The sequence below is a fragment of the Rhodococcus sp. YL-1 genome (assembly GCF_001942025.1).
GTDB lineage: Bacteria > Actinomycetota > Actinomycetes > Mycobacteriales > Mycobacteriaceae > Rhodococcus_F > Rhodococcus_F qingshengii.
Genome location: NZ_CP017299.1, coordinates 2703631 through 2716079 on the forward strand (window position 1 = coordinate 2703631; position 12449 = coordinate 2716079).

General features: G+C 62.7%; 14 protein-coding genes. 9 read left to right on the forward strand and 5 right to left on the reverse strand.

Annotation, left to right across the window (positions count from 1 at the left end; genetic code table 11):
• Window positions 1-94 precede the first annotated feature (94 nt).
• On the forward strand, window positions 95-751 hold the full coding sequence (locus BH682_RS12680) for a TetR/AcrR family transcriptional regulator (RefSeq protein WP_007735111.1): 657 nt from the start codon (window positions 95-97) through the stop codon (window positions 749-751).
• Here the strand turns inward: BH682_RS12680 and BH682_RS12685 are convergent.
• Window positions 717-1451, reverse strand: coding sequence for an energy-coupling factor transporter transmembrane component T family protein (locus BH682_RS12685; protein ID WP_042450697.1), 735 nt, complete (start codon window positions 1449-1451; stop codon window positions 717-719). The genes BH682_RS12680 and BH682_RS12685 overlap by 35 nt on opposite strands.
• Window positions 1448-3487: an ATP-binding cassette domain-containing protein gene (locus BH682_RS12690; protein WP_030535578.1), complete on the reverse strand. Its 2040-nt coding sequence runs from the start codon at window positions 3485-3487 to the stop codon at window positions 1448-1450. The genes BH682_RS12685 and BH682_RS12690 overlap by 4 nt, the downstream gene beginning before the upstream one ends.
• A gap of 111 nt (window positions 3488-3598) precedes the next feature.
• Between BH682_RS12690 and dapB the strand changes: the two genes are divergently transcribed.
• Together dapB and BH682_RS12700 are read left to right on the forward strand one after the other, a co-directional pair.
• Window positions 3599-4354, forward strand: a complete 756-nt coding sequence (gene dapB, locus BH682_RS12695; RefSeq protein ID WP_007735114.1) for a 4-hydroxy-tetrahydrodipicolinate reductase — start codon at window positions 3599-3601, stop codon at window positions 4352-4354.
• Complete coding sequence (locus tag BH682_RS12700) at window positions 4351-4815, forward strand: hypothetical protein (RefSeq protein ID WP_003942246.1); 465 nt, start codon at window positions 4351-4353, stop codon at window positions 4813-4815. The genes dapB and BH682_RS12700 overlap by 4 nt, the downstream gene beginning before the upstream one ends.
• Before the next feature lie 34 nt (window positions 4816-4849).
• On the opposite strand, the gene BH682_RS12705 is transcribed toward BH682_RS12700, so the two are convergent.
• Both BH682_RS12705 and BH682_RS12710 read right to left on the reverse strand, forming a co-directional pair.
• Window positions 4850-5506, reverse strand: coding sequence for a DUF3105 domain-containing protein (locus BH682_RS12705; protein WP_075833019.1), 657 nt, complete (start codon window positions 5504-5506; stop codon window positions 4850-4852).
• Between the two features lie 48 nt (window positions 5507-5554).
• Window positions 5555-6502 carry a hypothetical protein gene (locus BH682_RS12710; protein ID WP_058038678.1) on the reverse strand — a complete coding sequence of 316 codons (948 nt, stop codon included), beginning with the start codon at window positions 6500-6502 and terminating at the stop codon, window positions 5555-5557.
• Window positions 6503-6702: 200 nt separating this feature from the next.
• On the opposite strand from BH682_RS12710, the gene BH682_RS12715 reads away from it, so the two are divergent.
• Window positions 6703-7101, forward strand: a complete 399-nt coding sequence (locus tag BH682_RS12715) for a DUF1801 domain-containing protein (RefSeq protein WP_007735116.1) — start codon at window positions 6703-6705, stop codon at window positions 7099-7101.
• A 7-nt stretch (window positions 7102-7108) separates the two neighbouring features.
• Here the strand turns inward: BH682_RS12715 and BH682_RS12720 are convergent, their stop codons facing one another.
• Window positions 7109-8266: an isochorismate synthase gene (locus tag BH682_RS12720; RefSeq protein ID WP_020969440.1), complete on the reverse strand. Its 1158-nt coding sequence runs from the start codon at window positions 8264-8266 to the stop codon at window positions 7109-7111.
• Window positions 8267-8465: 199 nt separating this feature from the next.
• On the opposite strand from BH682_RS12720, the gene BH682_RS12725 reads away from it, so the two are divergent.
• Genes BH682_RS12725 through BH682_RS12745 form a run of 5 tightly spaced genes read left to right on the forward strand, consistent with a single transcriptional unit; the run spans window position 8466 to window position 12374 of the window.
• Window positions 8466-8696, forward strand: coding sequence for a phosphopantetheine-binding protein (locus BH682_RS12725; RefSeq protein WP_003942230.1), 231 nt, complete (start codon window positions 8466-8468; stop codon window positions 8694-8696).
• Complete coding sequence (locus BH682_RS12730) at window positions 8684-9484, forward strand: 2,3-dihydro-2,3-dihydroxybenzoate dehydrogenase (protein WP_003942103.1); 801 nt, start codon at window positions 8684-8686, stop codon at window positions 9482-9484. The genes BH682_RS12725 and BH682_RS12730 overlap by 13 nt, the downstream gene beginning before the upstream one ends.
• A gap of 41 nt (window positions 9485-9525) precedes the next feature.
• The gene (locus BH682_RS12735) at window positions 9526-11190 is read left to right on the forward strand and encodes a (2,3-dihydroxybenzoyl)adenylate synthase (RefSeq protein WP_075833021.1); all 1665 of its coding nucleotides are present in this window, start codon (window positions 9526-9528) and stop codon (window positions 11188-11190) included.
• A 36-nt stretch (window positions 11191-11226) separates the two neighbouring features.
• Window positions 11227-11874 carry an isochorismatase family protein gene (locus BH682_RS12740; protein WP_003942132.1) on the forward strand — a complete coding sequence of 216 codons (648 nt, stop codon included), beginning with the start codon at window positions 11227-11229 and terminating at the stop codon, window positions 11872-11874.
• Between the two features lie 47 nt (window positions 11875-11921).
• Window positions 11922-12374 (forward strand): flavodoxin family protein, encoded by a 453-nt coding sequence (locus BH682_RS12745; protein WP_003942217.1) that lies wholly within the window; start codon window positions 11922-11924, stop codon window positions 12372-12374.
• The last annotated feature ends 75 nt before the right edge of the window (window positions 12375-12449 follow it).

Genomic DNA, 12449 nt, shown 5'->3' on the forward strand with positions numbered 1-12449 from the left:
GCGCAGATGCAAAACCTGCCTGTGTTAGCCTGTGGCTCTTGGACTTCGAGCGCAAAGACATGGTTCGAGCCTCGTTCGAGCGAGGAAGTGGGCAGTGGCACGAAGGCGTGGGTGGGGCGGCAATCCACCGGACAGTGACGAAGATGCGTCTCGTCGCATTGTCGAGGCCGCGGTCGAGTTGATCGGACGGACGAGTTCGGAAATCAGCATCGGCGACGTCGCCGAGTCACTGGGCGTGATCCGGCAGACCGTGTATCGATACTTCCCCAGCGCTGACGCTCTGATGCGGGCAGCTGCAATCGCGTCGGTCGACGGCTACCTCGATCGGCTCACCACACACGTGAGCGGCATCGAAGATCCCGTCGAGGCGATGACCGAGGGTGTCGTCTACACCCTGACCCAGGTCCACCGAACGCCGCATCTCGGCATTCTGCTCACCAGCACGAATTCGAGTCTTCATCCCGAAGGTCTGACCTCTCAGGAGGCGCAGGCCTTCGGAATGGCGATGATCACCCGCTTCGACGTGGACTGGGTGCGTTTCGGATACGACGACGCATCACTTCAGGAACTGGTCGAATATGTCCTGCGGACGATGCAGTCGTTTTTCCTCGCGCCCGGCGACCCGAAGCGGAGCGACGAGGAACTGCGGCGATACCTACGGCGCTGGATGGGTTCTGCGATCATCGCCCAGGGAAATTCTGTCAGCGGTGATCCGATCAGCGCAGAACCAGAGTCAAAACAACCGCGCTGACGCACGCGGCGATGACGACGATCAGCGCGAACAGGTCGGCGAGCTGAGGGCGCTTGGGGTACGCCGCGATCAAACCGGTGCCCCCGCGAGCGGAGATCGCTTCACCCATCTCGGCAGAGCGCCGAATTGCCACCGACATGGTCGTGGTGATCAGATCGACTATCGAATTGTCGGCAGCGCTGTTCACCACAGCTTTCGGGCGTAGTCGTCGCGCCGCCACCAGGGTGAGCATCTCGTCGATCAAGAGCGGAAGTGAACGAATGCAGAGGGCCGTCGCGATCGCCCACTCGTCGACCGGGATCTTGAGGAATCGCAGCGGTCTACCGAGCGTTGCCAGTGCCGGCGCCACATCGCTCATCGACGTGGTCCATGCCAACATCAGTGAGACGCAGAGCAATACAAGACCGAACGTCACAGCTTGCAGGTAGATGAAGACTGCGTCGAGGCCGATCGGAAGATTGATCAACGCGCCGAGCAGGATCAGCGCCCACAACCACCACGGAGGTCGCGGAACTGCAGTCGGGGGGATGCGTCCGATCACCGCGGTCAGCAACAACAATCCGAGTACGACGCCGATCGCCGGCCAGGACGGAGCGGTCACGACCACGATGCTGACGAGAACGACGGCAACGATCTTCGTTCCGGCCCACAATCGGTGGATCGGCGATGAAGTCGGGACTTCGCGCAGAAGTGTTGTCACGTCGTCGATCCTTCCAAGGCGCTGCTGGCGGCAGGGTCGAGGATGCGACCCTCCGACAGTCGAATTGTTCTGCTGCACACGGCGTCCATGCCGTCGACATCGTGGGAGATGACGACTACTGCGGTTCCGTTCCGACGAATCCACCTGAGTACGTTCAGGATTTCGTGTCGACCGGGTGGATCGAGACCGGCCAACGGTTCGTCGAGGATGAGTACCCGCGGTTGGCGCACGAGGAGACCGGCCAGGACGACGCGTCGCATCTGTCCGCCGCTCAACTCGTCGATGCTGCGGCCGGCGATGTGACGGTCGAGTCCGACGGCGTCGAGCGCCCACGAGACTTGCACCGATCCGATCTCCGGACCTCCGGCGGCCTCGATGTCTTCGGCGACGGTTCGGCGTTGCAGCTGCAGTCGCGAATGCTGGAACGTGAGACCGACGGTGCCGAGTTGGCGTGAGACGGGTTTGCCGTCGAAGACTGCGGTTCCCTTGCTCGGTGCGATCAAGCCCGCCATGATCCAGGCCAGAGTCGATTTACCGGAACCGTTGCCGCCCAGAACCAGCAGCCCGTCGCCGTCGCCGATTGTGAGATTTACGTCCGACAGTGCGCGCCGCGACCACGGAGTCCGGTCGTTGTACGTGTGGGTGACATCGGTGAGTTGGAGGACAGCTCGAGTGCTGACCGGCCACGGCGCAGACGGCGGACCCCCGAACGTCGACGTCATCCAACCGGGTTGGTGATCGATCTGCCGTCCGCGTTGTAGTTGAATCACCCGATCTGCGTTGCGGGTGTCGGCGTGGTGATGGGTGACCAGTACCACGGCCATCGGGTGGCGTCGCGGAAGTTCGGCAAGGAGCGAGACCAATTCCTCCCGGCCGGCCTGATCGACCATCGCGGTGGCTTCGTCCGCGATCAGCAGAGCGGGGCGCCGCGCCAGCGCGGCTGCAACAGCCAGACGTTGCATCTCGCCACCGGACAGCCCGGAGGTCTCACGCATACCCATGCCCGCGAGTCCCACCTCGGCCAGCAGTGCATCGACGTCGGGATGCGACTCGGGGGGGAGCCCCCAGACGACGTCGTCCGCGACGCGGGTTCCGAGGATCTGGCTTTCGGGTCGTTGGAGGACGACGGCGGTTCCGCCGTGTCGGCCGAGACCGGCGGACCCGGGTCTCGTCAGCGTCCCGACAGTCGGCGCGCGACCGGCGAGCAACCGGGTGAGTGTGGACTTGCCCGAGCCGTTGTGGCCGACGACGGTGACGAACTCTCCTCGTCGCACGGTGAAGTTGACGTCGACGAGGGCCGGTGTCGTTGCACCCGGATAGGTGAAGCCCACGTGATCGAAAGTGACCGGCAGAGGATCGATCGGACGGTCGTCGGGTGCTGTCTGGAGCGGGTCGGCCGAAGGGAGTGCAGCCAATCGGTCGAGGACGGCGCCGAGGACGAAATAGGAGACGACGGTACTGAGGACGATTCCGGAGATGATGGACACGCCGATCCACAACCACCAGTAGTCGATGATCGAGCCGATGCTGTTCTCGATCCATTCGGCTGCGCCGACCAGTGTGGGGGCACGCTTCAAGATCTCGGCCACGCCCAACGCGGTGTTCTCGAGCGAGGTCAACAACAAGGTGCGCAGCGGAGCGAGAACAAGCAACAGGACTATGGAGAACAACGCCAGCGCGGGCCCGATGACCAATGACGACAGCAATGCGGAGACGAAGCCGAGACCGCGCCGCTTGACCGTACCGATGATTCCGCCGAGGAGAGCGCTCAATGCGACCGCCGCCGCAGATCCCGAACCCGCCGCGACAAAGGCGACTGCCGTGGCCGAGATACCGGCCGTCGTCACGGCGCGGACTCGGAAGCGCTGGGCAACAATTCCCATCGGAACGGCGGCCACGAGGTTGAGGGCGCTGGCCATGGGGATGACCGTGGCAATGACGGACAACGCGACCGTGAATCCGGCCATGACGGCACCCGTTGCCAACTCGAGTGGTCGAAGGTTGCCGGTTTCGCGGACTTGCGGACGGTTGCTCACTACGTCCAGTGTGCCAGTGGTGACATAACTCCCGCCCGACTGATGGTGAGCGCATCGGGGTGATTGCGTAGGCTTCACCTCAAACAATGCATCGGACGGAGCGTGGAAGACGTGAGTGCAGCACCCATCAGGGTCGGGGTTCTGGGAGCCAAGGGCAAGGTCGGTCGAGCGATCTGCGAGGCAGTGGAAGCTGCTCCCGATCTGGAACTCGTCGCTCAGGTCGACACCGGTGATCGCATCGAGACGTTTGTCGACACCCGCACTCAGGTAGTGGTCGATTTCACGCACCCCGACGTCGTCATGGGAAATCTGGAATTCCTCGTGGCCAACGGAATTCATGCAGTGATCGGCACCACCGGTTTCGACGAGTCCAGGCTTGCGACTGTTCAGTCCTGGCTCGACGCCCAGCCGGCAACGGGTGTTCTGATCGCCCCGAACTTCGCCATCGGTGCTGTGCTGTTGATGCGCTTCTCGGCTGCCGCGGCGCGCTTCTTCGATTCCGTCGAGGTCATCGAACTCCATCACCCCAACAAGGCAGATGCTCCCTCGGGCACCGCATACCGAACGGCCGCCATGATCGCCGAGGCTCGCGCGGAAGCAGGCGTCGGACGCAGCCCTGACGCCACCACGACCGAGCTCGAGGGTGCGCGCGGAGCCGACGTCGACGGCGTCCGGGTTCACTCCGTGCGGATGGCCGGACTGGTCGCGCATCAGGAAGTGATTCTCGGAACTCAGGGCGAGACACTGACCATTCGCCACGACTCGATCGACCGGAATTCGTTCGCGCCGGGCGTTCTGCTCGGTGTCCGCCAGATCGGCTCGCGTCCGGGTCTGACGGTCGGTATCGATTCCTTTCTCGATCTATGAACAAGACCACCCGCACCGTCGCACTGATCGTCGCGATTTGCATCGCGCTCGCGGTGTACTTCGTGCTGCTCGGCCAGCGCGGAATCCAGCTCATCCAGGACGGTGGCGGCGCCGCGATCGGTCTCGGGATCGGCGTGCTGATCCTGCCGTTCCTGGGGCTGTGGCTCGTCATCGCCACGCTCCGTGCCGGCTTCACGCACCAGCGCCTCGCGCAGCAGATTCACGACGAGGGCCTCGCTGTCGATGCGTCTGCGCTTCCGAAATTGCCTTCGGGCCGGATCGAGCGAGCGGCCGCCGACGAGTTGTTCGCCCAGATCAAGGTCGACTGGGAAGCAGACCCGGACAACTGGAAGCAGAACTTCCGACTCGCTCGCGCCTACGACTATGCCGGTGACCGAAGCCGGGCTCGGGAAACCATGCGACGGGCAGTCGAACTGGAACGCCGTTCACGAGGCAAGTAGGTGTCTACGCCGCGAAGCGGGGCCTGCTGAGACGCTACCGCTCCGGAACGGTTGTGGGAGATGACGGATCCGGAGTGGTGGGGTCGAATGGCGGCGGGTTGTTCGGGTCGAAGCCCGTCACCGGCACCGAACAGGTCGCGCCCACTTCGGGATACGTGTTCGGGTTGACGCGCAGAGCCGAGACGAACTGATCGATGCGCGCGTCCGCGGCGTTGTCGAGCTTGAGCTGACGGCCCCACGACTGCAGCGAGATCGGCGAATCCAGGGTCGGATACGGCGACATCAACGTGTAGCTCATGCCCTCGACTCGCTGTGCCAAGCGAGCCTGATCCTCGCTCGAGACGAGGTCGGGGTTGTACGTGATCCACACGGCCCCGTGCTCGAGAGAATGGACCGCATTCTCGGTCCGAATCGCTTGTGGATAAACAACTCCGGTGCAGTTTGCCCAGACCGAGTCATGACGGCCTCCGAAGGGCGGTGAATATGTGTACGCCACGCGTTCGTTCGGGCGTACGTGTTGGGCTGCTGGGTAGTCGACCGTGACAACTCCGTCGATGGCTTCGGACGGATCCGGGTTGTCGATGCTCGGAACAAACGCATCCGGGCGCGGTGATCCTTCGAGGGAATTCGCACACGAAGCCAGTGCGAGAACTGCCGAGACCACCACTGTCGCTCGAAGTTGTTTGTTCACTCGGCCATGATAGCGGCGCCTGTCCGCTTTCCCGGGGACGCGAATCGACTACGACCCGAGAGAGCCGCTCGCTCCGCCCGACAGTGCGATGTCGCTGGCGCCGCGAAGAATTCGGATTGGTGGTAATGGCCCTCGGTATGCCTCGGAGCCACTGATCAGATCACCGGCAGCGTCGAACGCGATCGCCTCACCTTGTGGCTCGTCGGGAAGGGGGACGCGAATCGGGTTGGTGTTCAACGCTTTCACGATATCGCCGTCGGGAGCTGCGTACAGGTAAGCGTCGGTATACGTGCGGAGCGCTACCACCGTGCCGTCCTTGCTCACGGCGCCGCCGGTGACAGCCATCGTTCCGGCGTGGGGAACGGGCCCACCGGGTGTGAGGGTGGGAGTAAATCTGAGCTGACCTACTTTGGCCAACATGGTCGGCGAGCCCGTACTCAGATCCTGAACCTGCTGTCGCTCAGCGGTTGTGTAGACCACGCTTGCACCTAGGTAGTCCTTGGTGACGATGACGGGAACCCCGTCGCTCTGGATCAGTAGTGTCTCGGCGTCGTGCGCGCCGTCGGGATAGACCAGGGGGTAGGAGGTCGCCGCACCTGAAGCCGGATCGAGTTCGATCAGCCCGACCGACGTTCGTACCGCGTTGTTGTCGCCGATGTCTGCCAGCCACAGATGGCCGTCGGGAGTCGACGACAGATCCTCGACGTCGACACGAGGGGTGCCCACGCTGATCCAGCGCTGCACGTGGCAGTTCGAATCGAGTTCGGCGACCCGATCGTCGGAGCCGCTGTCGCCGATTGCGTACATCCCGGCCGCGGTGACGGTGAGTCCGGACAGCTCGGAAAGGCCTGCATCGGTGGGTGTGCACAGTACGTCGAAGACGCGGGCCTGTTGCGCCGCCGCAGGAACGGTGTGAACGCCGACAATCGCGGCGGCGAGAACAACCGATCCGGCAGCCCAAGCGACTGAGTGGGTGAGCGGTCGATTCCAGATCACGATGCAGTCCTCCAGGCCGAAGAATCGGGACTTAGTACCCAGAGAATACTGGACGTCCGTCTCACTTTGACCGAAACTGCAAGAAATCGCATCTGCCGAGACGCCGTGATGCGTCAGTGATTCACCGAGTGAATCCGCGTGCAGGAGGGGATACTCGACTCACCGGAGATCGGCGGCGACGAGCAGGAAGTGACGAAGCGATGGCGAAGAGTGAGTCCGACAAGCAAGGCGCAGATTCCCCGTCTCGGTTGATCGACAAGCGAATCGAGGAACTCGGAGACTGGCGGGGCGAGATGCTCGCCCGGATACGAACTCTGATCAAAGAAGTGGATCCGGATGTGGTGGAGGAATGGAAGTGGCGAGGTGTTCCCGTGTGGTACCACGCCGGAATGATCTGTACCGGTGAGACTTACAAGAGCGCAGTGAAGGTGACCTTTGCCAAAGGCGCATCACTCGACGACGCTTCAGGACTCTTCAACTCCAGCCTCGAGGGCAATACGCGACGGGCGATCGATTTCCACGAGGGCCAAGCCGTCGACGAAAAGGCGTTCAAGGCACTCGTTCACGCCGCGATTGCCCTGAACACCTCGAAGAAGTGACGCCCTGTCAGAGATGATGTTCAGCGAGGTCGAACGCACTGAGTAGCGTGCGGAATTTTGTACTGGTCTCTCTCAATTCGATTTCCGGGTCGGAAGTAGCGACGATGCCGCCGCCGGCGTAGGCCCGCGCCGAGAGGCCGTCTGCTGCGATCTCGGCGCAACGAATAGCTACCATCCACTCGCCGTCTCCAGTCCGGTCGCACCAGCCCACGGCACCGGCATAGAACCCACGATCGGCTTCGGTTGCGGTGATGTGCTCGCGTGCGGCGACCGTCGGTGTGCCGCAGACAGCGGGAGTCGGATGCAGCGCCATTGCGAGTTCGAGCGAGGTCAGGCTCGGGTCGATCAGGACACCTTCGATCTTGGTCCCGAGATGCCACAGTTGCGGTGTCCGAAGGATTTCCGGTGCGCTGGGTGCATTGAAGGACGTGCACAGTGGTCCGAGTATCGCGCTGATGGAGTCGACGACAAACGCGTGTTCGGCCAGATCTTTGGTCGACGCGCGGAGTTGCTCGGCATTCGCCTCGTCCTGATCCGAATTCGGATGGCGTGCAATCGAGCCCGCCAGCGGGTGGCAGGTGACGACGCCGCCTCGCCTTTCGATCAGAACCTCGGGCGTCGAACCGACCAGCGAACGCCCGCGGTACTTTCCTCCGGCGGGGGACAGGTCGACGCAGAAACCGTTGTGCGCGTGATCGAGTGCAATCAGTTTCTCGGCCAGAGCGGCGGGGAAGATCGTGGACTCGGCCTCGATGGTCAGGGAGCGTGCGAGGACAACTTTGTCGAGTTCGCCTGCTCGAAGTCGTTCGATGGCTCCGCGGACCCTGTCGGTGTGGATCTGCGGGCTGGGTTCGAATCCGGCTACCCGCGAAGTGGGTAATGACGGGATGTTCGAGTGATATAGATCACCGCGGACTCGTGTGAAACTCAGTGGCGCGGTGAGCGCGGACGGCGTCTCCGGGGAGAACGGCAGGGCGCCGACGACCGAGTCGATGCGCCCGGTCTTGAGGGCTTCGGCAGCGTCGAAGGCCGAGTCGAATTCTTCGACTACTCCCGAAGTGCGGATCGACGTTTGCCTACGTGAGAGCAGGAAAACGGAGTCCGTTTCATCGTCAGTCCGGTTGTTGCGCAACGGGAATTCGGAGACTTCGGCGAGTGCTGACATGGACACCCTTCCAGTTCGACAGATTGCTTGTTATGTTGAGGCTAGCCTTAGTTTGGGTGAATTTGTGTTGCGAGCGTCCGGGTTGTGTACTTCCGTACCGTTATGGTTAGGCTGGCCTAAAGTCAAGGCGTGCGGACGGGGTCGACACGAGGTTGGGTTGGCTCGATCTGAGCGCGTCGACCACTACTCGAGGAGACCGATGAGCAACACCGTGGACCGTGACCAGATCGTGCGCGACGTCGCCGAGGTTCTGTCGATGAGGGCAGAACAACTCGGCGACGACGCGGACCTGGGTGACGAAGGCCTTGACTCGGTTCGCTTGATGACGCTCGTCGAACGGTGGCGGGGAGCGGGCGCGGATGCCGACTTCGCGGAGTTGGCAGAAGAGCCCACGATCAATGCCTGGGTTCAGGTCCTGTGCCCGCAGTGAGCGAGCGCCGAATCGCCGTGGTCACCGGTGCTGCGGCGGGGATCGGCGCCGCAGTGGCCCGTACGCTTGCGCGCGACGGGTATTCGCTGGCGTTGCTCGATCGCGACGACGTCGAATTGAAGCGGGTAACTGCGGAATTGGCAGAAACAATCGTCGAAGGCGCCGATATCGAGAGTCACGTCGTGGACGTGACCGATCGGCAGGCAGTCGACGCTGCAGTGGCCTCGACGATGGACACGTTCGGCCGGATCGACGCGCTCGCGCACGTCGCCGGAATTCTCGACACCGGATCGGTGCTGGACTCCGATCCGGACCAGTGGCGGAAGATATTCGGCGTCAACGTCTTCGGATTGCTGAACGTGCTGCAAAGCGTGGGACTGGAAATGCGTCGCCGTCGGGCCGGGGCGATCGTGGTCGTCTCGTCGAACGCGGCCGGTGTCCCACGTATCGGGATGGGTGCTTACGGTTCGTCCAAAGCTGCTGCCACCATGTTGGTTCGAACCGCTGGACTGGAGCTGGCTACTGACGGCATTCGTGTCAACGTGGTCGCTCCGGGATCCACCGACACAGCGATGCAGCGGTCACTGTGGTCGGACCCTTCCGACGATTCGGGTGCCGACGCGGTCATCGAAGGCAATCTGGCGAGCTATCGCCTGGGTATTCCGCTCGGAAAACTGGCCACCGCAGACGATATCGCGGACTCGGTGCACTTCCTGCTGTCCGACCGGGCGGCCCACATCACCATGCAGGCGCTGTACGTCGACGGTGGAGCGACGCTCAAAGCGTGAGACGTATTTGCTGACAGTACTTTCGAACAGGAGTCACTTGCATGACCTCGAGGATCGCTCGCGAGCCCTTGGCACCCGTCGCACAGTATCCACCCGATTTGGTGACGTATTATCGGGAACGAGGCTATTGGACTGACGAGACGCTGGCCGGATTCGTCACGGCCGCGGCCGCACGGCATCCCGACAACGAAGCGGTGGTCGGCAGCGATGCCTTTGGCACACAGACACGGCTGACGTATTCCGACCTCGATCGTCGCAGCTCGGCCGTGGCCGGAGGCCTGTCCGGCTTGGGTGTTCGCGCCGGTGACCGGGTGCTTCTGCAGCTGCCGAACATCGTGGAATACGTCGAAGCATTGTTCGGTGTGTTGAAGCTCGGCGCCCTGCCGGTATTCGGGTTGCCGGCGCATCGCCGAACCGAAATCGGATACTTCTGCCAGTTCGCTGATGTCGCTGCCTATATCGTCGCCGACCGTCATGGCGGGTTCGACTACCGCGCGCTGGCGCGTGAGGTGAACGAAGGCCTCGAGACTCCGCCTGTTGTGATCGTGGCCGGTGACCCCGAAGAGTTTGTCGGTTTCGATTCGCTGCGCGGATACGAGGTTCCCGTTCTTGCCGACGTCGATCCGTTGTCGGTCGCCTTTCTTCAGCTTTCCGGTGGCACGACCGGTGTTCCGAAGCTGATTCCGCGAACGCACGCCGACTACCTCTACTCGGTGCGAGCGTCCAACCCGATCCGTGGCGTCGACGACTCGACGCGCATGTTGGTGGTTCTTCCTGCAGCGCATAATTTTCCGATGAGTTCGCCGGGCATCCTGGGCGTTCTCCACGCGGGCGGCTCCGTGGTTCTGGCGCCGGACACCATGCCCTCCACAGCTTTCGGTCTGATCGAATCAGAGCGAGTCACGCACGCTTCCTTGGTTCCACCGATCGCGTTGGCCTGGATGGCCGCCCCCAGTAAGGCAGATCACGATCTGTCGAGCTTGCGGGTTCTCGGCGTCGGCGGAGCGAAGTTCAGCGCCGAAGCCGCTGCACGCGTACCCACGGAGTTGGGCTGCACCCTCCAGCAGGTGTTCGGGATGGCCGAGGGGCTGGTCAACTACACCCGCCTCGACGACACGCAAGAATTGATCGTCAGCACTCAGGGCCGGCCCATTTCACCCGACGACGAGGTTCGTGTGGTCGACGACGAAGGCGCGCTCGTCGCGCCCGGAACCACGGGGCACTTACTGACTCGGGGTCCGTACACGATCCGCGGCTATTACCGGGCGGATGCGCACAATGCCGAGGTCTTCGACGCCGAAGGTTTCTATCGCACCGGCGATCTGGTCAGCGTCACCGATTCAGGACATCTGATAGTCGAGGGGCGCGCAAAAGACCAGATCAACCGCGGCGGTGAGAAGGTTGCGGCCGAGGAGATCGAGAACCACCTGCTCTCGCATCCGGCTGTCCACGATGCGGCCGTCGTCGCCGTTCCCGACGAGTACCTGGGCGAACGAACCTGTGCTGTTCTGGTGATTTCCGGAGATGCCCCGACCGTCGGCGAGATCAAGCGATACATACGAGGCCGAGGCGTTGCGGCGTACAAGGTTCCGGATCGAGTGGAGTTCGTGACCGAGTTCCCCGTCACCGGCGTCGGAAAGACCAGCAAGGCGGCCTTGCGCCGTGTTCTCAGCGAATCGATTGCCGCACAGACTCTGTCGAGTTGATCGGTTCCCACCCCCACATTTTCGAGGAGATTCATCATGGCGCTACCCACAGCAGTGCGATACGAGATGCCCACCGAGTTTCCGCAAAATCGGGTCGACTGGACTCTCGATCCTTCCCGAGCGGTGTTGCTTCTGCACGACATGCAGGAATATTTCGTGAACGCGTACGACCGAAGCGTCGACCCGCTCCAAACCGTGGTTCCGAACATCGACCGGCTTCGTTCGTCGGCGCGAGCTGCCGGAATCCCGATCGTCTACACCGCGCAACCCGGTGATCAGGATCCCGAGGAGCGTGCGTTGCTGTCGGATTTCTGGGGACCGGGTCTGAAGGCAGATCCCGCTCACACCGACGTGATCGCCGAGTTGGCTCCGCATTCGGACGACGTGATGCTCACAAAATGGCGCTACAGCGCCTTCATCAAGACGGATCTGCGTGAGCGGCTGCGCGAGAGTGGGCGTGACCAGCTGATCATCACCGGAATCTATGCCCACATCGGTTGCCTGACTACCGCTTTGGACGGGTTCATGCAAGACGTGCAGATCTTCTTCGTGGGCGACGCGGTAGCCGACTTCTCCCTGGACGAGCATGTCGGTGCGCTCGAGTACGCGGCCGGGCGCTGCGCCTCGGTCACCCGAACCGACGACCTGGTCAAGGCGATGAGCGCGGAAACCGTTTCGGCGTAGGCGTGAACGGCGACGGGTGCGCCACCCGTCGCCGTATTGTCAGATGTGTGAAGACTCTGTTGGTGGTTCACCACTCGCCCTCGCCGACAACCCACGAATTGTTGGATGCAGTCCTGGCCGGGGCTCGCGATCCCGAGATCGAGGGCGTCGAGGTGAAGGTGATGCCGGCGTTGGCGGCGACGGTGCCCGACGTCCTCGCTGCTGACGGCTATCTTTTCGGAACCACCGCCAATTTCGGTTACATGTCGGGCGCGCTGAAATACTTCTTCGACACCACGTACTACCAATGCCTCGGCGCGGTTTCGGATCGACCGTACGGCCTGTGGGTTCACGGTAACAACGACACTGCCGGTGCAGTGTCCTCGGTGCGCAAACTCGCCACCGGGCTCGGATTGGTCGCGGTGGCGGATCCGCTCGAAGTGACTGTGAGCGTGGACAAATCTGTCCGCGATGGTTGTTATGAACTGGGCGGAACCGTCGCGGCAACGCTGATGGACTAGCCTTCACTTTCTCGTTTCGATTCACGAAAGAGACTGTCCCGCAAGCGGTTGTAGAAGCGCGTGTCCTCTGATTGA

Bases quoted from the DNA above. Each gene is read 5' to 3' on its own strand.
- BH682_RS12700 (WP_003942246.1), top strand. From the start codon at position 4,351: ATGAACAAGACCACCCGCACCGTCGCACTGATCGTCGCGATTTGCATC.
- BH682_RS12715 (WP_007735116.1), top strand. From the start codon at position 6,703: ATGGCGAAGAGTGAGTCCGACAAGCAAGGCGCAGATTCCCCGTCTCGG.
- BH682_RS12720 (WP_020969440.1), bottom strand. From the start codon at position 8,266: ATGTCAGCACTCGCCGAAGTCTCCGAATTCCCGTTGCGCAACAACCGG.
- BH682_RS12725 (WP_003942230.1), top strand. From the start codon at position 8,466: ATGAGCAACACCGTGGACCGTGACCAGATCGTGCGCGACGTCGCCGAG.
- BH682_RS12735 (WP_075833021.1), top strand. From the start codon at position 9,526: ATGACCTCGAGGATCGCTCGCGAGCCCTTGGCACCCGTCGCACAGTAT.
- BH682_RS12740 (WP_003942132.1), top strand. From the start codon at position 11,227: ATGGCGCTACCCACAGCAGTGCGATACGAGATGCCCACCGAGTTTCCG.